This window comes from Arthrobacter ramosus (assembly GCF_039535095.1).
Classification (GTDB): Bacteria; Actinomycetota; Actinomycetes; order Actinomycetales; family Micrococcaceae; genus Arthrobacter; species Arthrobacter ramosus.
In genome coordinates this window covers 3,242,246-3,263,691 of record NZ_BAAAWN010000001.1, presented here as the reverse complement: position 1 = coordinate 3,263,691, position 21,446 = coordinate 3,242,246, and the positions used below count along the sequence as shown (strand labels likewise).

General features: G+C 64.5%; 20 protein-coding genes. 15 read left to right on the top strand and 5 right to left on the bottom strand.

What is annotated here, in order from left to right:
- Positions 1 to 114 precede the first annotated feature (114 nt).
- The 3 genes from pdhA to ABD742_RS15110 are packed head-to-tail and all read left to right on the top strand — an operon-like array spanning position 115 to position 3,706.
- Positions 115 to 1,281, top strand: coding sequence for a pyruvate dehydrogenase (acetyl-transferring) E1 component subunit alpha (gene pdhA / locus ABD742_RS15120; RefSeq protein WP_372460965.1), 1,167 nt, complete (start codon positions 115 to 117; stop codon positions 1,279 to 1,281).
- Entirely contained in the window at positions 1,281 to 2,291 is a 1,011-nt protein-coding gene (locus tag ABD742_RS15115; protein ID WP_234753073.1) for an alpha-ketoacid dehydrogenase subunit beta, read from the top strand. The genes pdhA and ABD742_RS15115 overlap by 1 nt, the downstream gene beginning before the upstream one ends.
- Complete coding sequence (locus ABD742_RS15110) at positions 2,288 to 3,706, top strand: dihydrolipoamide acetyltransferase family protein (protein WP_234753074.1); 1,419 nt, start codon at positions 2,288 to 2,290, stop codon at positions 3,704 to 3,706. The genes ABD742_RS15115 and ABD742_RS15110 overlap by 4 nt, the downstream gene beginning before the upstream one ends.
- A 143-nt stretch (positions 3,707 to 3,849) precedes the next feature.
- Here ABD742_RS15110 and ABD742_RS15105 read toward each other — a convergent pair whose 3' ends face one another.
- Positions 3,850 to 4,503 carry an SACE_7040 family transcriptional regulator gene (locus ABD742_RS15105; protein WP_308193875.1) on the bottom strand — a complete coding sequence of 218 codons (654 nt, stop codon included), beginning with the start codon at positions 4,501 to 4,503 and terminating at the stop codon, positions 3,850 to 3,852.
- 150 nt (positions 4,504 to 4,653) lie between these two features.
- On the opposite strand from ABD742_RS15105, the gene ABD742_RS15100 reads away from it, so the two are divergent.
- The 7 genes from ABD742_RS15100 to ABD742_RS15070 are packed head-to-tail and all read left to right on the top strand — an operon-like array spanning position 4,654 to position 12,459.
- On the top strand, positions 4,654 to 6,261 hold the full coding sequence (locus ABD742_RS15100; protein ID WP_234753075.1) for a carboxyl transferase domain-containing protein: 1,608 nt from the start codon (positions 4,654 to 4,656) through the stop codon (positions 6,259 to 6,261).
- Positions 6,262 to 6,265: 4 nt separating this feature from the next.
- Positions 6,266 to 8,386, top strand: coding sequence for an acetyl/propionyl/methylcrotonyl-CoA carboxylase subunit alpha (locus tag ABD742_RS15095; RefSeq protein WP_234753076.1), 2,121 nt, complete (start codon positions 6,266 to 6,268; stop codon positions 8,384 to 8,386).
- A 2-nt stretch (positions 8,387 to 8,388) separates the two neighbouring features.
- Positions 8,389 to 9,552 (top strand): acyl-CoA dehydrogenase family protein, encoded by a 1,164-nt coding sequence (locus ABD742_RS15090; protein ID WP_234753077.1) that lies wholly within the window; start codon positions 8,389 to 8,391, stop codon positions 9,550 to 9,552.
- 19 nt (positions 9,553 to 9,571) lie between these two features.
- Positions 9,572 to 10,336, top strand: coding sequence for a CoA transferase subunit A (locus ABD742_RS15085; RefSeq protein ID WP_234753078.1), 765 nt, complete (start codon positions 9,572 to 9,574; stop codon positions 10,334 to 10,336).
- Positions 10,337 to 10,358: 22 nt separating this feature from the next.
- A complete protein-coding gene (locus ABD742_RS15080) occupies positions 10,359 to 11,111 on the top strand; it encodes a CoA transferase subunit B (protein WP_234753079.1) in 753 nt (250 codons plus the stop codon).
- A complete protein-coding gene (locus ABD742_RS15075) occupies positions 11,108 to 11,626 on the top strand; it encodes a MaoC family dehydratase (protein WP_234753080.1) in 519 nt (172 codons plus the stop codon). Before ABD742_RS15080 ends, ABD742_RS15075 begins: the two co-directional genes overlap by 4 nt.
- Positions 11,623 to 12,459: an HpcH/HpaI aldolase/citrate lyase family protein gene (locus tag ABD742_RS15070; RefSeq protein WP_234753081.1), complete on the top strand. Its 837-nt coding sequence runs from the start codon at positions 11,623 to 11,625 to the stop codon at positions 12,457 to 12,459. Before ABD742_RS15075 ends, ABD742_RS15070 begins: the two co-directional genes overlap by 4 nt.
- Positions 12,460 to 12,496: 37 nt before the next feature.
- Here ABD742_RS15070 and ABD742_RS15065 read toward each other — a convergent pair whose 3' ends face one another.
- Positions 12,497 to 13,963 carry a lipase maturation factor family protein gene (locus tag ABD742_RS15065; protein ID WP_234753082.1) on the bottom strand — a complete coding sequence of 489 codons (1,467 nt, stop codon included), beginning with the start codon at positions 13,961 to 13,963 and terminating at the stop codon, positions 12,497 to 12,499.
- Positions 13,964 to 14,001: 38 nt separating this feature from the next.
- Between ABD742_RS15065 and dxr the strand changes: the two genes are divergently transcribed.
- From dxr to ABD742_RS15040, 5 genes are all read left to right on the top strand, one after another.
- Positions 14,002 to 15,186 carry a 1-deoxy-D-xylulose-5-phosphate reductoisomerase gene (gene dxr / locus ABD742_RS15060; RefSeq protein WP_234753083.1) on the top strand — a complete coding sequence of 395 codons (1,185 nt, stop codon included), beginning with the start codon at positions 14,002 to 14,004 and terminating at the stop codon, positions 15,184 to 15,186.
- Between the two features lie 17 nt (positions 15,187 to 15,203).
- Positions 15,204 to 16,535: a M50 family metallopeptidase gene (locus ABD742_RS15055; protein ID WP_234753084.1), complete on the top strand. Its 1,332-nt coding sequence runs from the start codon at positions 15,204 to 15,206 to the stop codon at positions 16,533 to 16,535.
- Between the two features lie 63 nt (positions 16,536 to 16,598).
- Positions 16,599 to 16,892, top strand: coding sequence for a YciI family protein (locus ABD742_RS15050; RefSeq protein ID WP_234753085.1), 294 nt, complete (start codon positions 16,599 to 16,601; stop codon positions 16,890 to 16,892).
- A gap of 66 nt (positions 16,893 to 16,958) precedes the next feature.
- Positions 16,959 to 18,125 carry a flavodoxin-dependent (E)-4-hydroxy-3-methylbut-2-enyl-diphosphate synthase gene (gene ispG, locus ABD742_RS15045; protein WP_078105708.1) on the top strand — a complete coding sequence of 389 codons (1,167 nt, stop codon included), beginning with the start codon at positions 16,959 to 16,961 and terminating at the stop codon, positions 18,123 to 18,125.
- Complete coding sequence (locus ABD742_RS15040) at positions 18,088 to 18,975, top strand: GNAT family N-acetyltransferase (protein ID WP_234753174.1); 888 nt, start codon at positions 18,088 to 18,090, stop codon at positions 18,973 to 18,975. The genes ispG and ABD742_RS15040 overlap by 38 nt, the downstream gene beginning before the upstream one ends.
- Before the next feature lie 76 nt (positions 18,976 to 19,051).
- Here the strand turns inward: ABD742_RS15040 and ABD742_RS15035 are convergent, their stop codons facing one another.
- Genes ABD742_RS15035 through ABD742_RS15025 form a run of 3 tightly spaced genes read right to left on the bottom strand, consistent with a single transcriptional unit; the run spans position 19,052 to position 21,218 of the window.
- Positions 19,052 to 19,669: a TetR/AcrR family transcriptional regulator gene (locus ABD742_RS15035; protein ID WP_234753086.1), complete on the bottom strand. Its 618-nt coding sequence runs from the start codon at positions 19,667 to 19,669 to the stop codon at positions 19,052 to 19,054.
- A complete protein-coding gene (locus ABD742_RS15030) occupies positions 19,666 to 20,409 on the bottom strand; it encodes an ABC transporter permease (protein WP_234753175.1) in 744 nt (247 codons plus the stop codon). Before ABD742_RS15030 ends, ABD742_RS15035 begins: the two co-directional genes overlap by 4 nt.
- Before the next feature lie 8 nt (positions 20,410 to 20,417).
- Positions 20,418 to 21,218 carry an ABC transporter ATP-binding protein gene (locus ABD742_RS15025; protein WP_372460966.1) on the bottom strand — a complete coding sequence of 267 codons (801 nt, stop codon included), beginning with the start codon at positions 21,216 to 21,218 and terminating at the stop codon, positions 20,418 to 20,420.
- Between the last annotated feature and the right edge of the window lie 228 nt (positions 21,219 to 21,446).

The following is a 21,446-nucleotide window of genomic DNA, read 5'->3' as shown; positions in this document are numbered from 1 at the left end:
CATTGTGAGTAGGGTCACAATTAATCCAGGCGACGACGCCCGGATGCTGGCCAGCGGCTGGATCACAAGTCCCTCCAAAGGCCTGCGAGCACAAGCTGAAAGGTGCGATCAACTGTGTTGACGGACGAACCCGGCCAGGACGCCTACAAGGCTTCGAATCCCGGAATCAGTGCAACAAGCCCGCGTCGGACCGGCGGGGATCTGGTCCAACTGATTTCCCCGGAAGGGGAACGCATCAGCCACCCGGAGTTCGATCTCTGGGTCAGCGATGTCACGGACGAGCAGCTGTGCTCGCTGTACGAGGACATGATGGTCATCCGCCGCATCGACGCCGAGGCAACCGCCTTGCAGCGTCAGGGCGAGCTGGCCTTGTGGCCGCCGCTGCTAGGCCAGGAAGCATCGCAGATCGGTTCGGGCCGGGCCCTCCGGGATGACGACTTTGTTTTCCCCAGCTACCGTGACAACGGCGTCGCCTACTGTCGCGGTGTGGAGCCAACAGACTTGGTCCGTGCCTGGCGCGGTAACGCTTCCGCCGGATGGGACCCGTACCGCCACAACATTGCCACCCAGCAGATCATCATCGGTTCGCAATCGCTGCACGCAACCGGCTACGCGATGGGCATCCAGCACGACGGAGCAGACTCCGTCGCGGTCGCCTACTTCGGCGATGGCGCCACGAGCGAAGGCGATGTCAACGAGGCAATGGTTTTCGCGGCGAGCTTCCAAGTGCCCGTGGTCTTCATCTGCCAGAACAACCACTGGGCCATCTCCGAACCCGTCCGGATTCAGTCCCATATCCAGATCGCCGACCGTGCTTCAGGCTTCGGAATCCCCAGCATGCGGGTCGACGGGAACGACGTCCTGGCTGTCCTAGCGGTCACCCGGATTGCACTGGACCGGGCCCGCAAGGGCGGCGGACCTACGTTCATCGAAGCGGTGACCTATCGCATGGGCCCGCACACGACGGCGGATGATCCCACCCGTTACCGCGACGCCAACGAGCTTGAGGACTGGGCGGCCAAGGACCCGATTACCCGGCTCAAGGCGCTGCTTCGCACCAAGGGCCTCCTGACGGAAGAGCTCGAAGCCAAGACCCAGGCCAAAGCGGACGAGGTGGCACGAAACCTGCGGGCAGGCGTCATCAATATGCCCGATCCCGCGCCGCTCGACCTCTTCAAGCACGTTTACAGCACGCCCAACTCCTGGATCGAACGCCAGAAGGACCACTACTCCCGCTATCTGGAAAGCTTCAGCGGATCAACCCAGGAAGGGGCACTCTGATGAGCAAGCTGACCTTCGCCCGCGCCATCAACGCCGGCCTGCGCAAGTCCCTCGAAAACGATCCCAAAGTTATCCTCATGGGTGAGGACATCGGGGCGCTCGGTGGCGTTTTCCGGGTCACCGACGGTCTCCAGAAAGACTTCGGCAAACACCGCGTGGTTGACACCCCTTTGGCCGAATCCGCGATTATCGGCACCGCCGTCGGATTGGCCTACCGCGGCTACCGGCCGGTCTGCGAAATCCAATTCGATGGCTTCATCTACCCGGCCTTCGACCAGATCGTCAGCCAGGTAGCCAAGATGCACTACCGGACACAGGGCCGCGTCAAGATGCCCATCACCATCCGGGTTCCCTTCGGCGGCGGAATCGGTTCACCCGAGCACCACTCCGAGTCCCCGGAAGCCTACTTCACCCACACCTCGGGCCTCCGCGTCATCAGTGTCTCCAACCCGCAGGATGCGTACACCATGATCCAGCAGGCCATCGCCTCGGACGATCCGGTGCTGTACTTCGAACCCAAGCGCCGCTACCACGACAAGGGTGAAGTGGATGAGACCGCGGATCTTTCCACGGCGCTGTCCATGGAGAAGGCCAGGGTGGTCACACCAGGCAGCGACGTCACCTTGGTGACATACGGCCCGCTCGTGAAAACCGCGAACGACGCGGCCATGGCCGCCGCCGACGAAGGAGTCTCCGTAGAGGTTATCGACCTGCGCTCGCTGGCTCCGATCGACTTCCAGGCAGTGGAGGCGTCCGTCCGCAAGACCGGCAGGCTCGTCATCACCCACGAGGCTGCGCAGTCCGGCGGGCTCGGCGCCGAAATCGCCGCCAGCATCACAGAGCGCTGCTTCAACTACCTTGAATCGGCGCCGGTCCGGATCACGGGATTCGACATCCCGTACCCGTACTCAAAGCTCGAGATGCACCACCTGCCGGATCTGGACAGGATTCTTGACGGCGTGGACCGGGCACTCGGCCGCGGCAACTCCCTGAGCGGGCTGGAAGGATGAGCGCCACCATGATCAAGGAATTCAGGCTGCCCGACCTCGGAGAAGGACTCACTGAGTCGGAAATTCTCAGTTGGAAGGTCGCGGTGGGGGACACCGTGACCTTGAACCAGGTCATTGCCGAGGTCGAGACGGCCAAGGCCGTGGTTGAGTTGCCTTCGCCCTTTGCGGGAACCGTCGCCGCCTTGCACGAACAGGCCGGTTCCGTTGTCGAGGTCGGCAAGCCGATCGTTTCCTTTGAAGTCGACGACGCCGGAGCCTCACCTTCCGCTGTTGCCGGTTCCGGTGAGGCCGCCTCCACGGAAAGCCCGGCGGAGACCGCGGCGAGGCGTGAGCCGAACCTCGTAGGCTATGGCGCTGTCGTCGAACAATCCGGACGCCCGGCCCGACGCCAGCGGATGTTTGACGGGGGCGCCGCCGAACGCGAGCGCGTCCGGGAGCCCATCCCTGCCGTCGAACCCGTTCCCGTCGTTGAACAGCCCGCACCGCCCGCGGTTCCAAACGAGCCCGCGGCGGAACAGGAGCGTCCGCGGTCCACGCCTCCGGTCCGCAAGTTTGCGAGGGATCTCGGAATTGACCTTGAGCTGGTCAAGGGAACCGGGCCGGCAGGCTTGATCACCCGTGCGGATGTCCAGGACTTCGCGGCGGGGTCCCAGCCGCAGCTCGCCGTTCCCGAGGTCACCCCGGCCGCCGCGTCCGCCGTCGGGGTTTCCGCCGAACGCGAGACGCGCACCCCTATTAAGGGAGTCCGCAAGTTCACCGCCGCTGCCATGGTGCAAAGTGCCTTCACGGCGCCCCATGTGACGGAGTTCCTGACCGTTGACGTCACGCACACCATGGAACTGCTGGCGCGGCTCAAGGCCAGTCGCGAGTTTGCCGGGTACAAGCTCACGCCGTTGACCATCGCGGCGAAGGCAGTGTTGATTGCCTTGCGCAGGAACCCGACCCTGAACTCCCGCTGGGATGAAGGCGCACAGGAGATCGTGCAGTTCAACTACGTAAACCTGGGTATCGCCGCCGCCACGCCGCGGGGACTGACTGTTCCCAACATCAAAGACGCGGACAAGATGACGCTGCTGGAACTGTCCACGGCTTTGTCCGCACTCACGGACACGGCACGTTCAGGCAAGACCTCCCCGGCAGATCTGACGGGCGGAACCATTTCCATCACGAACATCGGCGTGTTCGGGATCGACGCCGGAACCCCCATCTTGAATCCGGGCGAGGCTGCCATCGTGGCGCTGGGATCAGTGCGCAAAGCTCCGTGGGTGCACAACGACGAACTCGCGGTGCGCCAGGTGATGTCACTGAGCCTGTCCTTCGACCACCGGCTGGTGGACGGCGAACAAGGCTCGAAATTCCTGGCCGATTTGGGCGCGATCCTGTCCGACCCTGCAACCGTCATGACGATGATCTAGCAGGCCCGACTGTCCCCACCGCCACCCTCGCCTCGCAAGCTCGGCCAGGGAGCCCTGGCGGCGTGGGCCCCCGCAGTTGTTGTCGTTTTGAAGGCTCATAACGACAACAACTGCGAGTGAGTTGGGTTCTCGGCGGCAGGAACCTAGCGCACCGTCAAGGCTGCGAGGGCCATGCGCTCGAGGATCGGTCGGGCACTTTTGACCGCCATGCGCCGCCCGTGGTGCCGGACCGAGTGGGGAGTCGAGTTGATGAGGCCGAAGGCTGCGTGGGCGCGGACCCGGAGCTCGGCAGGATCCGTGTCGGGATGCAATTCGCCGAGCACTCCCACCCACAGTTCCACGTAGTTGCGCTGCAGGGTGCGGACTTCGGCCTGGTCGGAGTCGCTGAGGTTGCTGAAGTCGCGGTCCTGGACCCGGATGACATCGGGATTGCTGAGGGCGAAGTCCACGTGGAACTCCACCAGTCCGCGCAATGCAGCTTCGGCGTCGGGCGCCTCGGACGCCACGGTGCGGCCGCCGTCGAGCAGATTCCGGCTCACACTCAACAGCAGCTCGGCCAGCACGGCTTGTTTTCCCGGGAAATGCCGGTACACCGCGGGGCCGCTGACTCCTGCCGCGGCCCCCAGGTCCTCAAGGGAAACGCGGTTGAAACCGTCCGCGGCGAATAACCCGGCTGCGGCGGTCAGGAGGGCCTTGCGCCGTGTTTCCTTGGCTTGGCTTCTTTGGGTCGGGCTGTCTTGCTTGGGGCTCCGCGGCGTTGGGCCGTCCTGCTGGGAGCTCCGCTGGAAGGTGACCACAATTCCTCCTTTTGCACGCGTCCAATTCAGCGCCGATACTGGGCGGGCCCAGTGCCGAGGTGATGGACAACACAGTTAATAGAGACTAACCTAAATTCCAGTTATGCGGTACTAACTGAGATGGCCATTGGCCGGGATGGGACACAGTCGATGGAGACACTCGCCAGCCAGCTGGACACCAGCAGCGATCAGTTCGCGGCCAACGAGGAAGCGCAGCTGTCACTGGTGCACGAGCTGAAGAAGCGCCTTGCCGTGGCCGCCCTCGGTGGCCCCGAGAAGTCACGTGAGCGGCATATCTCCCGGGGAAAGTTATTGCCGCGCGAGCGCATCAACTATTTGCTGGACGAGGGAAGCCCGTTCCTGGAGATCGCCCCGCTGGCGGCCAACGGGATGTACAACGATGACTCGCCGGGCGCCGGCGTGATTGCGGGGATCGGCTTGGTCCATGGCCGCCAGGTGATGGTGGTTTCCAACGACGCGACGGTCAAGGGCGGGACGTATTACCCGATGACGGTGAAGAAGCACCTCCGGGCCCAGGAAATCGCCTTGGAGAACAGGCTGCCCTGTGTCTACCTGGTGGATTCCGGGGGAGCGTTCCTGCCCAAGCAGGACGAGGTGTTCCCGGACAAGGAACACTTTGGGAGGATCTTCTTCAACCAGGCGAAGATGTCCGCGGCGAAGATCCCGCAGATCGCCTCGGTCATGGGATCCTGCACGGCCGGTGGCGCCTACGTTCCCGCCATGAGCGACGAAACCGTCATTGTCCGCAACCAGGGCACCATTTTCCTCGGCGGCCCGCCCCTCGTGAAGGCCGCCATCGGTGAAATCGTCACGGCCGAGGAACTCGGCGGCGGAGACGTCCACTCCCGGATTTCCGGTGTGACGGACCACCTCGCCGAAAACGACGAGCACGCCCTGCAGATCGTCCGCGACATCGTCGCCACCCTGCCCAAGCCCGCAGCCCCCGCGTGGGAAGTGGACACCGCCGTCGAGCCCGTGGTGGACCCGGGCGAAATCTATGGTGCCGTTCCCACGGACGTCAACGCGCAATACGACGTTCATGAAGTCATCGCCCGGCTCGTGGACGGCTCGAGGTTCCACGAATTCAAGAAGAATTACGGCACCACCTTGGTGACGGGATTCGCGAAGCTGCACGGCCACCCCGTGGGCATCGTCGCCAACAACGGGGTGCTGTTCAGCGAATCCGCCCTCAAGGGCGCGCACTTCATCGAGTTGTGCGACCAGCGCGGCATCCCGCTGGTCTTCCTGCAGAACCTCTCCGGCTTCATGGTGGGCAAGGACTACGAACACGGCGGCATCGCCAAGAACGGCGCCAAAATGGTCACCGCCGTTGCCACCGCCCGCGTGCCCAAGCTGACCGTGGTGATCGGCGGATCCTTCGGTGCCGGAAACTACTCCATGTGCGGCCGGGCCTACTCCCCGCGGTTCCTGTGGATGTGGCCGGCCAGCAGGATTTCGGTGATGGGCGGGAACCAGGCCTCCAGCGTGCTGGCCACCGTCAAACGGGAACAATACGAGGCCCGCGGCGAGGAATGGCCCGCCGAGGACGAGGAAGCCTTCAAGGCCCCCATCAAGCAGCAGTACGAGGACCAGGGCAGCCCCTACTACTCCACCGCACGGCTCTGGGACGACGGCATCATCGACCCCGCAGACACCCGGCGTGTCCTGGGCATGGCCCTGGACACCGTCTCCCGCCAACCCCTGCCGGAAACCTCCTTCGGCCTCTTCCGGATGTGACCCCATGACAATCAACTCCTTCGACACCGTCCTCGTCGCCAACCGCGGCGAGATCGCCTGCCGCGTCATCCGCACCCTCAAGGCCATGGGCATCCGTTCGGTGGCGGTCTACTCAGACGCCGACGCCGGGGCCCGCCACGTGCGCGAAGCAGACGCTGCCGTCCGCATCGGTACCGCCGCGGCGGCGGACAGCTACCTGCGGATAGACGCCATCATCGAGGCTTGCCTGCAAAGCGGCGCCCAGGCCGTCCACCCGGGTTACGGATTCCTCGCCGAAAACGTGGAGTTCGCCAAGGCCCTGGACGCGGCCGGTATCGCGTTCATCGGCCCCGGCATTGACGCCATCGAGATCATGGGCGACAAGATCCGTTCCAAGAACCACGTCATGTCCTACGGAGTCCCGTGCGTTCCGGGGATCGCCGAACCAGGCTTGAGCGACGAGGCCCTGATCGAGGCGGCGCCCGGCGTCGGCTTCCCATTGCTTATCAAGCCCTCGGCCGGGGGCGGCGGCAAAGGCATGCACATCGTGGAGCGGCTGGAGGATATGGCAGCCACGCTGATGACGGCCCGGCGCGTGGCGGCGAGCGCTTTTGGTGACGACACCCTGTTCCTCGAGCGGCTCATCCAGGCGCCCAGGCACATCGAAGTCCAGGTCCTCGCCGACAACCACGGCAACGTCATCCACCTCGGCGAGCGCGAATGCTCGCTCCAGCGCCGCCACCAGAAAGTCATTGAGGAAGCACCATCCCCCTTGCTCGAGTCGCTCGATAACGGCGCCGAGGTCCGGGCACGGATCGGTGAGGCCGCCTGCCAGGCTGCCCGAAGCGTCAAGTACAGCGGTGCGGGCACGGTCGAGTTCCTCGTCTCGGACCAGGACCCGGAGCACTTCTTCTTCATGGAGATGAACACCCGCCTCCAGGTGGAGCACCCTGTCACGGAAATGGTGACTGGCGTCGATCTTGTCGAATGGCAAGTGCGCATCGCCGCGGGTGAAGTCCTCATGGTGGCGCAGTCCGACGTCGTGCTTGACGGCCACGCGGTGGAGGCGCGCGTCTATGCGGAGGTGCCCGAACGCGGTTTCATGCCCTCCATCGGCGAGATCGTGACGCTCCGGGAACGGGCCAGCAACGATCCGCACGTCCGCGTTGACTCCGCCATGCTGCCGGGACTGTCCGTCACCGGCGACTACGATCCCATGCTCGCAAAGGTCATTGCTTGGGGCCCGGACCGCAAAGCGGCGCTGGACACCCTTGACCACGCACTGGGGGACTACACGCTGCTGGGAGTGCACACCAACGTTGAGTACCTGCGGCTCCTGATCAACGACGACGACGTCCGCGCCGGCCGCCTCGACACCGGCCTGATCGAGCGCAAGCTTGAGGGGATGGAATTCCGCCAAGTGACCGACGTCGAGCTGATCGCCGCAGCCCTGCTTAACCGCTCGGAACTGCTCAACCGCTCAGAACCGGCTCCGGCCGGGACGGCAGCACCCTGGAACACCGCTGATGGCTGGCGCGTCGGCGCCGCCGCGCCCTGGAAGACCACCGTCGGACGTCCCGACGCCGGCCTGGCCACAGTGGGGCTGACGGTGAACGGGTCGAGCTTTGCGGCTCGCGCGGATAACGGCGTCGAGCACTCTGCCGCCATGCGGCCGGGATCCGCCGGACATGCCGTGCTGGTGCTCGACGGCGTCGAGCACCATTTCGCGCACGGCTCACCATCTCCGGGGCGTGAGGCGCGGGAACTTTGGCTGGGCAGCGACGGCTGGTCGTGCCGGCTGGAGATCCTGGACCGCGAGGCCCGGCTCCAACGCATCCTCGCGGGCATCCAGCGCGAAGAAGGCGCCGCGGACCCCGAAGTCCGGTCTCCCATGCCGGGAACCGTCGTGTCCGTTTCGGTGCACAACGGCGATCACGTGGAAGCAGGCCAGGTCCTCCTCGCCGTGGAGGCAATGAAGATGGAGCACCAATTGCTGGCCTCCGTGTCCGGCACCGTACACCTCAGCAGCAAGACCGGGGACCTCGTCAAGGCTGACCAAGTCCTCGCCACCATCCACGTGGCGGCCGAACCCAACCCTGAAGTCACAGCGCAACCGACTGAAAACCAGAAAGACGAGGAACTCTAGCCATGGCAAGTTTTGAACTCACTGAGGAATACCAGGACCTGAGCGACTCCGTCCGGGAATTCGCCGACGAGGTAGTGGCCCCGGTGTCCACCAAGCACGACGAGGAGCACAGCTTCCCGTACGAGGTGGTCAAGCAGATGGGTGAGATGGGCCTTTTTGGCCTGCCATTCCCTGAAGAGTTCGGCGGCATGGGCGGCGACTACTTCGCCCTCGCCCTCGCGCTGGAACAGCTGGGCAGGGTTGACCAGTCGGTGGCCATCACCCTCGAAGCAGGCGTCTCGCTCGGCGCCATGCCGGTGTACCGCTTCGGCACCCAGGAGCAAAAGGAACACTGGCTGCCCCAGCTGACCTCGGCCGAAGCGCTCGCAGGCTTCGGCCTGACCGAGCCGGAAGCCGGCTCGGACGCCGGAGGCACCAAAACGAACGCGCACCTCGAGGACGGCCGCTGGGTCATCAACGGCAACAAGGAATTCATCACCAACTCCGGGACCGACATCACCCGGCTCGTCACCGTCACCGCCGTCACCGGGCAGCACGAACGCAAGGACGGGAGCATCAAGAAGGAAATCTCCACCATCCTGGTTCCCACCGACACGCCCGGTTTCACCGCGGAAAAGGCCTACAACAAGGTGGGCTGGAACGCTTCCGACACCCACCCGCTGACACTGAACAACGTCCGGGTGCCGGAAGAGAACCTGCTCGGCGTCCGGGGACGGGGTTACGCCAACTTCCTGTCGATCCTGGACGAAGGCCGCATCGCCATCGCCGCGCTCGCCACCGGTGCAGCCCAGGGCTGCGTCGATTTGTCCGTGAAATACGCCAAGGAACGCGTGGCCTTCGGGCAGAACATCGGCAAGTACCAGGCCATCCAGTTCAAGATCGCCCGCATGCAGGCACGGGCCCACACTGCGCGCCTGGCCTACTACGATGCTGCGGCGAGGATGCTGGCCGGCAAGCCGTTCAAGACCGAAGCGGCCATCGCTAAGATGGTCGCAGGCGAGGCAGCCATGGACAACGCACGGGACGCCACCCAGGTGTTCGGTGGCTATGGCTTCATCAACGAATTCACGGTGGCGCGCCACTACCGCGACTCCAAGATCCTGGAAGTCGGGGAAGGCACCACCGAGGTCCAGTTGATGCTCATCGCCCGCGAGCTGGGCCTTTAACCGCCAGGGAAGGTAAACGATGATCGACAAAGTTGTTGCCAGCGCCGCGGAAGCGGTGGAGGACATCCACGACGGCGCCTCTCTCGCCGTCGGCGGGTTCGGCTTGTGCGGTATCCCGGTGGCGCTGATCGATGCGCTCCACGATCAAGGCACCAAGGACCTTGAAACAGTCAGCAACAACTGCGGCGTGGACGACTGGGGCCTGGGCATCCTGCTGAGGGACGGGCGTATCCGCCGGACGATCAGTTCCTATGTCGGTGAGAACAAGGAGTTCGCGCGGCAGTACCTTGCCGGCGAGCTCGAGGTGGTCCTCACCCCGCAAGGCACCCTGGCCGAGAAACTGCGCGCCGGGGGCGCCGGCATCCCGGCGTTCTTCACGGCGGCCGGCGTCGGGACGCAGGTCTCGGAAGGCGGGCTTCCGCAAAAGTACGACGGCGACGGCACCGTTGCGATCGCGTCCTCACCCAAGGAAGTGCGCACCTTCAACGGGGCGGACTATGTCCTGGAGGAATCCCTGACACCCGATTTCGGACTGGTCCACGCGTGGAAAGGGGACCGTCACGGGAACCTCGTCTTCCATGCGACGGCCATGAACTTCAACCCGTTGTGTGCCATGGCGGCCCGGATCACCATCGCCGAGGTCGAAGAGCTTGTGGAACCCGGCGAACTCGATCCGCAACATATCCACACTCCGGGCATCTTCGTCCAGCGGGTCGTACTTGCACCGGACACCGAGAAGCGCATCGAAAAGCGGACCGTCGCGTTGACCCCGGCGTCGCGTTGACCCAGCGGACAGGAGCGTAGCCATGGAATCGAACATCACCCAGGATGTGCCGCCGCGTCCCGAGGCCGTCAGGCACGAGTACCGCCGCGCCGGCGCGGAACAGCACGAGGGAAAAGGCTGGACGCGGAACGAACTCGCCGCCCGCGTAGCCCGCGAACTCACCAACGGGCAATACGTCAACCTCGGGATCGGCATGCCCACCCTCATTCCCAACTACATCCCCGAGGGGGTCGAGGTGATCCTGCATTCCGAGAACGGGATCCTGGGCGTCGGCCCCTACCCGGCCGAGGACGCCGTGGACCCCGATCTGATCAACGCCGGCAAAGAAACGGTCACCGTCAACGCGGGCGCCGCGTTCTTTGACTCAGCCACGTCGTTCGGCATGATCCGCGGCGGACATGTGGACGTCGCCGTGCTTGGTGCGATGGAAGTCGCAGCCAATGGCGACCTGGCCAATTGGATGATTCCGGGCAAGATGGTCAAGGGCATGGGCGGCGCCATGGACCTGGTCTTCGGCGCCAAGCGGGTGATCGTGATGATGGAGCACGTGGACCGCAACGGCAAGCCCAAGATCGTCAAGGAATGCTCGTTGCCCGTCACGGGGAAAGGCTGCGTGGACCGGATCATCACCGACCTCGCCGTGATCGACGTCGTCTCCGAAGGCGGAGTGTCGAGGCTCGTCCTGCGCGAGTTGGCACCGAACGTCTCCGCCGAGGACGTGGCGGCCGCGACCGGCGTCGAGCTTTTCGAAGAAGACCAGGAGCTGACTGTATGACTGCGGACGCTGAACCCCGTATTGTCGAGCAGCGGGGGCTGTACTTCGAGGAACTCGAGGAAAACGTTGTCTACGCCCACCGGCCCGGGCGGACCGTCACCGAAACGGACAACGTGCTGTTCACGACGCTGACCATGAACACCCAAGCCCTGCACCTGGATGCTGCCTGGAGCGCCAAGCAGCCCTTCGGGCAGAGGCTCATGAATTCGATGTTCACCTTGTCCACCATGGTGGGACAGTCCGTCACGCAACTGACCCAGGGCACCATCATCGCCCAGCTGGGCCTCACGGACGTCTCTTTCCCGCACCCGCTCTACCACGGCGACACCCTCTACACGGAGACTGTCATCACCGGGAAACGGGAGTCGTCGTCGCGTCCCGGGCAGGGTGTGGTGACCATGCAGCACACCGGCCGCAACCAGGACGGCACGGTTGTGGCGCTCGCCACGCGGGCCTGCCTCATGTGGATCCGGACCGCGCATCTGGAGGCGCAACAGGGGACAATCAATACATGACCTTCACCATGGGCCCCGCTTTGCTTTTCTGCCCCGCCGACCGCCCGGAACGGTTCCAAAAGGCCGCCGAGCGTTCCGACGCCGTCATCGTAGACCTCGAGGACGCCGTCGCGCCCGCGGACAAGAAGCGGGCCCGGGGCGCCATCCTCGCCCAGCTCGGCTCCGGCGGGGAGACCGCCGAACTCGACCCCAGCCGCACGATTGTGCGCGTCAATCCAGTGGGCACCCCGGACTTCGAGAAGGACCTGCACTGCCTCGCGCACACCCCTTACCGCACCGTCATGCTGGCCAAGGCCGAGACCGCCGAACAGTTGAAAGCACTCGAGGGTTACCACGTCATCGCCCTGTGCGAGACGGCCCAAGGGATCATTAACGCGGCTGAGATCGCCCAGGCTCCCAACGTCGTCGGGCTCATGTGGGGCGCCGAGGATCTGATCGCCTCCATGGGCGGTACCTCCAGCCGCAAGGACGACGGCGGCTACCGGGCCGTCGCAACGCACTCCCGGTCTACGGTGCTGCTGGCCGCGAAAGCCGTAGGCAAGGAAGCCATCGACTCGGTCTACGTCGACATTCCCGACCTTGCCGGGCTGGCCGTGGAATCCGCCGACGCAGTGGCCAGCGGATTCGGTGCCAAGGCCTGCATCCACCCGAACCAGGTTGCCGTTGTCCGCGAAGCCTACGCACCGTCGCCCGCGGCAGTCGCCGGGGCCCGGGAACTGCTTGACGCTGCGGCCGCGGCCGGAACCGGAGTGTTCCAGTACAAGGGCAAAATGGTGGACGGGCCCATCCTGAAACACGCGGAATCCATGCTGCGCAGGGCCCGGCTTTCCTGAAGGGTTGCTCAGGCCGGGCCTACTGACCAGGCCGGGCCTATTGGCTGCTCCGTCGCGACTTCGGCAGCGACAACGGGGCGATGACCTCGTAGAGCTCCATCCGGATCCAGCGCTGACCAGATTCGCGGAACTCGGCCCTCGTGGCGAAGCGGTAAAGGAAGCTGCGCGCGCGCACCCAACGCGGCGGTGCGCCGTCGAATGGGTCCTGGCGCAACAAGCGCAAGGTGGGCTGGTCGGCGTCGAGCAGTTTGCCCAAGAACGCGTAGAACCATTCCTCATGCACTGTGCGCAAGGGCAGGAACCACATCAGCCAGTCGAGGCGCAGGTGGTACGGAGCCCACTGCCGGGGTAGCCTACGGACGTCGCCGGGCTTGCCCTTGAAGCCGTATTCGCGCCAATCGGCCTCATCGACGGGAACGTCGGCCTGGGTGCCTTCCACCACGATTTCCACCCGGTGCCGAGTCACCGTGCCGAACGCACCATAGGTGTTGACCAACTGCCATCGGTTGAAGCTGGCGTTCATGAGCTGCTCCCGCGAAAGCAGGTTGCGGACGGGCCAATAGCTGAGCACCAAGAGGAGCACCGTCACTGCGAGTACGACGGCGAGCCACCACACCGGGGTCTGCGGAACTGCCGGGGCCGTGTTGGTCCGTTGCGGTATGAAAGGCAGCACAGCGTGGGCGACGGGGTCACTCACCGCAGCGAAGGCAAGCACGATCGCGGACCAATTGAGCCACGCGAAGTTTCCGCTCCCCACAAGCCAAAGCTGCGTGAAGACGACAAATCCGGCGGCAATGGTGGCCAGCGGCTGCGGGGCGAACAGGAAGAAGGGCACCACCAACTGGGCGAAGTGGTTTCCGAGCACCTCCATGCGGTGCATCGGTTTGGGAAGGAGATGCGCCTGGCGGCTCAACGGTCCAGGCATAGGCTGCGTCTCATGGTGGTAGTACAGGGCGGTTAAATCACGCCACTCGCTTCCGCCATGGATCTTGATCATGCCCGCGCCGAATTCCAGCCTGAACAGCAGCCACACGAGCAGGACGAGGATGGTCCTTGGCGAGGGAACCTGTTCCGAACCAAGGAAGCCGACAGTGAAGCCCATTTCCAGCAGCAGCATCTCCCAGCCAAAGCCGTAGAAGGTCTGGCCGACGTTGACGATCGACATGTAGAGCAACCACAAAGCCAGGAACGCGGCCAGGGGAAGCCACGGCGGGCCCAGTTGCGGCAACCCGCCTACGAGCGACAAGGAAACGGCAAGTCCGGCGGCGCACACGGCCCGGAGCAAGGTGTCAGAATACTTCCAGCGGAACAGGCTGGGCCTGCGCAGGATCCTGTGGCCGTCCACATACCTCGGGACAGGCAGGAGCCCGTGTTCACCAAGGAGTGCGGGGAACTGGTTGAGGCTGGACAGGAACGCGATGAAATAGAGCGCGGCCGTGCCGCGCTGGAGCACCTGCCGGGCGAATTCATAGTCCGGCGCCTCGAACCACGAGACCCAGTCCACAAACCAACGCTACGCCTGGGGTGCGGGATACTTAAGCAATGCAGCCGCGCAAAATCATCCTCCTCGGGTCCACTGGTTCCATCGGCACACAAGCGATTGAGGTCGTCGACGCCGCTCCCCATCTCTTCGAAGTCGTGGCGCTGAGCGCGGGCGGCGGGAATCTGGAACTCATCGCGCAGCAGGCCGTCCACACCAAGGCCCAGGCAGTCGGCATCGCCTACGGCGACGCCCACGAACTCCAGAAACTCATCAGCGCGGCCGCCTCTGCCGCCGGACTCCGGAACTACGATCCGGCGATCATCACAGGGCCGGATGCGTCCGCCAAAATTGCCGCGATCGAAGCGGACGTCGTGCTCAACGGCATCACGGGGTCGATCGGTCTGGCCCCCACGCTGGCAGCCCTCGAGTCCGGCGCCATCCTGGCCTTGGCGAACAAGGAATCCCTGATCGTCGGCGGTGCACTGGTGAAGGCCGCGGCAGCCGTTGACCAGATCGTGCCCGTGGACTCCGAACACTCGGCCATCGCCCAATGCCTGCGCGCGGGGACCGACAAAGAGGTCGAGAAACTCATCCTGACAGCGTCCGGCGGACCTTTCCGGGGCCGCAGCCGCGAGCAACTTCGCGACGTCACCCCGGCCGAGGCACTTGCCCACCCCACGTGGGACATGGGTCTCATGGTCACCACCAACTCGGCCAGCCTGGTCAACAAAGGCCTCGAGGTCATCGAAGCGCATCTGCTGTTCGACGTCCCCCTGGACAGGATCGACGTCGTGGTGCACCCGCAATCCGTGGTGCACTCCATGGTGGAGTTCGTGGACGGCTCCATCATTGCCCAGGCCTCTCCACCGGACATGCGGCTCCCCATCGCGCTTGGACTCGGGTGGCCGGACCGCGTGCCCCGCGCCGCCAAGGCTTGCGACTGGAGCCAGGCCACCAGTTGGACGTTCGAGCCCCTTGACTCGGTAGCCTTCCCGGCCGTGGAGCTGGCCAAGGACGCCGCGAAGCAGGGGAGCACCTATCCGGCCGTCTTCAACGCGGCCAACGAGGAAGCGGTGGAAGCCTTCCACGCCGGCAGGATCCGGTTTACCGACATCGTGGACACGGTGGAGTCCGTCCTCAGCGAACATTCAGGATCCTTGGAGCTGACGGTGGACTCCGTGTTGGATGCTGAGAGGTGGGCACGCACGCGCACCCACGATCGTTTAGCCAACAGCACCCTTTAGGAAGCAGTACTTAAGGCATGAATCCCGTCATTCTGTTCATTCTCGGAGTCGTCTTCGTGGCGATCGGCGTGGCCGTCTCCATTGCGCTGCACGAGGTGGGGCACTTGCTTCCCGCCAAGCTGTTCAAAGTGCGCGTCACGAAATACATGATCGGTTTCGGCCCTACTCTTTGGTCCACGCGGAAAGGCGAGACCGAATACGGCGTCAAGGCTATCCCGCTGGGCGGCTACGTCGCGATGATCGGCATGTACCCGCCCAACAAGGAAGATGGCAGCGTCAGGCCGTCCAGCACCGGCATGTTCCAGACCCTCGCCACCGAGGCCCGGTCCGCTGCGCATGAGGAAGTGGGCCCCGCCGACGAGAACAGGGTCTTCTACAGGCTCCCGGTCTGGAAAAAGGTCATCATCATGCTGGGTGGACCGGCCATGAACCTGCTCATCGGCTTGGTTCTGACCGCGGTTCTACTCATGGGCTTCGGAGTGTCCACGGCCACCACCACGATTGCCGAGGTGTCCAAGTGCCAGGTCAAGGCCGGCGAGACCGTCGATCCGAACTCGCCGAACTGCCAGCTGACCCCGGCCGCAGTGGCTAAGCTCCAGCCCAACGATGTTGTCACCAGCTTTGACGGCAAGCCGGTGACGAGCTGGGCCGAAATGAGCGGCTGGATCCGGGCGTCCGCCGGCAAGGCCGTCCAAATCACCGTGGACCGCGGCGGCAAGAGCGTCACCACGCAAGTGACCCCCGTGCTGTCTGCACGCCCCGTCATTGGAGGCAACGGCCTGCAGGCCAAGGGCGCGGACGGCAAGCCGTTGTACGAGGAAGTCGGGTTCCTCGGCATCGGCGCGCAGACCGCCATGGTGCCCCAACCGGCGTCGAGCGTTCTTCCGATGGCTGGCGAGAACATCAAGCAAATCGCGGGAGTCATCCTCAACCTGCCCGCCAGGGTGGTCGGCGTCGCGCAAGCGGCTTTCGGCTCCGAACCGCGCGATCCCAACGGCCCCATCAGCGTGGTGGGCGTCGGCCGGGTGGCCGGTGAAGTGGCTGCCATGGATCAGGTTCCGCTGCAATCGCGCGTCAGCGCCCTCGTGGGGCTCCTCGCCGGATTGAACTTCGCCCTCGCCGTCTTCAACCTGGTTCCGCTCTTGCCGCTCGACGGCGGACACGTGGCGGGCGCGCTCTACGAGGGAGCCAGGCGTCGAATCGCCAAGCTGTTCGGCAAACCGGATCCAGGCGCCTTCGACATCGCCAAGCTCCTGCCGCTCACCTACGTCGTGGCGAGTGTCCTCATGGCCATGAGCGCATTGCTGATCTACGCCGACATCGTCAAGCCCGTCAACCTCTTCGGCTGATCCGGAATGGGCTTGAACTCTCGGTGGACGCCCCGGAATGGGCTTGGGGGATAGGCTATCCATATGACTGTTTTCGCTGTTGAGTACGTGTACGACGCCGAGTCCGCCGAGGTGCGCGACGCGAACCGCCCTGCCCACCGTGCCTGGCTCGCCAGCCTGGCCGAGCAGGGAACCCTGCTGGCGAGCGGCCCTTACACCGACGGCGCGGGTGCGCTGCTGCTGCTCGAGGCCGCCGACGAGTCCGAGCTGAACGCCACGCTGAAGGAGGATCCGTTCGCCGCCGTCCGCGGGATTGCAGGCATCCGGACGTCGGAGTGGAACCCCATTATCGGAATGCTCTCCGCCCACGCTTCCTAGCAGCATGACCGGCCGGGGTCCTGACCCCGGCCCTACGATCCACCCATTTCAACCCAAGGAGTCCACGTGACCTCGGTCAGCCTGGGAATGCCGTCAGCCCCGCCCCCCGTTCTCGCGCCCCGCCGCAAGACCCGCCAGATCAAGGTGGGTTCGGTCGGCGTCGGCTCCGATTCACCCATCAGCGTGCAATCGATGACCACCACGCCCACCACGGACATCAACGCCACGCTGCAGCAGATCGCGGAGCTGACGGCATCCGGCTGTGACATCGTGCGTGTCGCTTGCCCTTCCGCGGATGACGCCGAGGCATTGCCGATCATCGCCCGTAAGTCCCAGATTCCCGTGATCGCGGACATCCACTTCCAGCCGAAGTACGTCTTCGCCGCGATCGAGGCCGGTTGCGCTGCGGTGCGCGTCAATCCGGGCAACATCCGCAAGTTCGACGACCAGGTGAAGGAAATCGCCAAGGCCGCCAAGGACCACGGCACTTCCATCCGGATCGGCGTCAACGCTGGATCCCTGGAGCCCGGCATCCTGAAGAAGTACGGCAAGGCCACCCCCGAAGCGCTCGTCGAGTCGGCCGTGTGGGAAGCTTCGTTGTTCGAGGAACACGGCTTCCACGATTTCAAGATCTCCGTCAAGCACAACGACCCCGTCATCATGGTGGCGGCCTACGAGATGCTTGCCGAAAAGGGCGACTGGCCCCTGCACCTTGGCGTGACCGAGGCCGGACCCGCATTCCAGGGCACCATCAAGTCCGCTACGGCCTTCGGTGCGCTGCTGTCCCGGGGTATCGGTGACACCATCCGCGTGTCCCTTTCCGCGCCGCCTGTTGAGGAAATCAAGGTCGGCAACCAGATCCTGCAGTCCCTCAACCTGCGCCCCCGCAAGCTCGAAATCGTCTCCTGCCCTTCATGCGGACGCGCCCAGGTGGACGTCTACACGCTCGCCGAGCAGGTCACGGCAGGGCTTGAAGGAATGGAGATTCCGCTGCGCGTCGCCGTCATGGGTTGCGTGGTGAACGGCCCGGGTGAGGCACGTGAAGCCGATCTCGGTGTGGCCTCCGGAAACGGCAAGGGCCAGATCTTCGTGAAGGGCGAAGTCATTAAGACTGTCCCCGAGAGCCAGATTGTTGAGACACTGATCGAAGAGGCCATGCGTATCGCTGAAGAGATGGGGGAGGCCGATGGCGAAGATGCTGTCAAGGGTAGCCCCGTGGTTAGCGTCTCGTAACGAGACAGCTGCCGATGGGATTTCCGTCCGGGTGCTCGGCGCTGCCGACACCCGGGCCCTTCGCGTGCTCGCGATGGAAGATCCGGTAGCGAACGTCTTTATTCTGGCGCACCTCGATTCGTCGGGGAGCGCCGCACCTACTTCCGGTGGGGCGAGCGTCTTTGGAGTGTTCGACGGCGACGCCCTGGTAGGTGCCTGCTGGGCCGGTGCCAACCTGGTTCCGGTGCGGCTGGACCCCGAACTGGCTTCCCGCGTGGCTGCGGCTGCTCACCGGGCGGGCCGTCGCTACGCATCGATCTTCGGGCCCGCGGAGACCGTGCTGGCGCTCCATTCCCGCTTGGAGCAACTGGGGCATTTCGCCCACGAGGTACGTGCCGATCAGCCGCTTCTGGCCATATCGGGGCCACCCGCCGTCGAAGCCAATCCGCAGCTCGGCTTCGGAAACATCGCGGACTTCGATCGGATCCTGCCCGCCTGCGCAGCGATGTTCGAAGAGGAAGTGGGTTATTCGCCCTTTCTCGGGAGCGAGGACTTCTACAGCCGCAGGGTCGCCGGACTGATCCGGCAAGGCCATTCCTTGGTGCACATCGACGCCGGCGGGACCGTGAAGTTCAAAGCCGAACTCGGGGCGGTCACGGCGCAGGCCACGCAGGTTCAGGGCGTCTGGATGAACCCGGAGTTCCGAGGCCAAGGACTCAGCGCCGGGTACATGGCGGGAGTGGTTGTCCTCGCCCAACAATTCGCGCCGATCACGAGCCTCTACGTCAACGAATACAACACCAGGGCACGCGCCACCTACGAGCGGGTCGGTTTCCAACGCCTCGGAACCTTCGCCACGGTGCTGTACTGACTGGTTCTGTAGTGCCCGACCCAACTGACTCGCAGTAGTTGTCGTTTTGACGCCTGATAACGACAACAAATGCGAGTCATTTGGGAGGAGTGAGCTCGCCCGTGAGGTAGTGCTGGACGTTCGGTGCCACGAGCCGGACTACCTCGTCCTGGGAGGCTGAAGCCAGGGGTTCGAGCCGGACCACGTAGCGCATCAGCATGAGCCCCACCATTTGCGAGGCAACCAGGTTGCCGCGCATTTTCGCTTCCTCAGGGGAGCCTGGAAGACCCGCCGTGACCCTGGAGAGGATGGTCCTCGCCACCATCTCGCGCAGCAAGGCAGTCTTGGCCTTGGAACCGATCGTTCCCCTGACGAACGCGACAAGCCCGTGTTGCGCCGGGCTTTCCCACAAGCGCAACACGGCCCGGACGATTGCTTCCGAGCGTTGCGACGGATCCAACGATTCGACGCCGGCAAGGACCTCGTCGGGATCCGCCGGGAGTTCGATGCTCTGGGCGAAGAGTTCGTCCTTACCCTTGAAGAAGTGGTGGACCATGGCCGGGTCCACTTCGGCTTCGCGGGCAACTTGCCGCAGGCTCGTGCCGTCGAAACCGTGCTCGGCGAAGAGCCGGCGCGCTGTGGCCAAGATCAGTTCTCGGGAGTCGCTCCCGCCGCTGCGGCGTCCCCGCCGCAGGGGAGGCAAGGCGCCGCTCATGAGGTCCGCCGTCGGAGGGTGAACGAGGCCAGGACTAAAACTCCCACGACGATCGCCGCCATGACCCCGGCATCCTGCCACATGGCCTGCGTCGCCTCGGTGTTGTCGGCGATCTGTTGGAGCGCATCGACCGAAAACGTCAGCGGCAGCACATTGGAAATGCTCTCCAGGAGGCTGTTCATGTGGTCCCGGGCCACGAAGAGTCCGCACAACAGGATCTGCGGTATCACCACTACCGGCATGAACTGCACCGCTTGGAACTCGGTCCGGGCAAAGGCTGAGCACAAGAGGCCAAGGGCGACACCCAGTACTGCGTTGATGACGGCGATCATCACGACGAAACCGGGGCCACCCTTGATATCCAGATTGAAGATCCAGTAGGCCACGGCCGTGGCTACAAGCGATTGCAGGGCCGCCATGAGGGAGAACGCCAACGCGTAGCCGAACAGGAGATCCGCTTTGTGGATGGGCGTCGTCAGGAGCCGTTCCAACGTCCCCGAAGTCCTTTCGCGCAACATCGTGATCGACGTGACCAGGAACATCACCACAAACGGGAAAATGGCCAGCATCATGAGTCCCACCCGGTCAAAGGTCCGGGGGAATCCGGGAGGCAGAGTTTCGTTCTCGAAGAGATAGTAGACGCCCGTGAGCAGCAGGGATGGAACCACCATGATGAGCGCGACGCTGCGGTGGTCGTGCCGCAGTTGATCCAAAACCCGTCTGGTGGTGGCAAACATCATCCTTGGATTCATGACGCCACCTGGCTTTCATTGGCACCCCGGCGGTTCGAAGTAACGCTCGTTTCCTGGATGATGTGCAGGAAGGCCTGTTCCAGATCGTTGCTGTGTCCCCGCTCGCCGAGTTCCGCCGGACTGAGCTGCGCCAGCAGCAGGCCGTCGCGGAGCAGGAGCAACGAGGAGCAATGCGAGGCCTCTTCCATGACGTGGCTGGACACCAGCAAGGTGGTGCCTGATTCGGCCATGGCGGCGAACCGTTCCCACAGCTCGGCACGCAGTACCGGATCCAAGCCAACGGTCGGTTCGTCGAGGACCAGCAGCTTCGGATGCGAGACGAGCGCGCAGGCCAGCGAGACCCGGCTGAATTCACCGCCGGAAAGGTCTGCCGTCTTCCGCCGCGCCAGTGATTCGAGCCCGACGGCGGCAATCGCCTCCGCGGTGTCGGCCGCCGAGACGCCGTGCATGGCTCCGAAATACCTGACGTTCGCCTCGACACTGAGGTCCGTGTAGACGCTCGGTGCCTGGGTGACGTATCCGACGTCGTGCCGCAATGACGGCGTACCCGCAGGACGGTCCAATACTTCCACGCTGCCGGCTGTAAGTCGCTGGACTCCTACGATGCAGCGCGTGAGGGTTGTCTTGCCGCTCCCGGAGGGTCCAAGCAAGCCCGTGATGCGCCCGGGCTCCATGGCGAAGTCCAAGCCGCGCAGGATCTTCTTGTGCCCGCGCGTGACATGCAGGCCCTCCGCTGTGACCGCCGGGGGCGCAGGGGACATGCCTGGTGCGGGACTTTCCGCTGGGCTGTGGGACATCGCGGCCTCCGATTTTATTCATCAGGTGATGAATAAAAGGTAAGTCCGATACACAGGCGCGTCAACTGTGAGCCTCGGGGACGGATCTGGCCCTTCGCTCTGCAACGCGGGGTCACTTACGGCCCATGTCGGACCTCCGGATGGGCGCTAAGTGACCCCGCGTTGTTCGTTGCTAGGGCTAGGGCAAGGGCGAACAAATATTGATAAGTCCAAGCCCTTGAAAAAAGT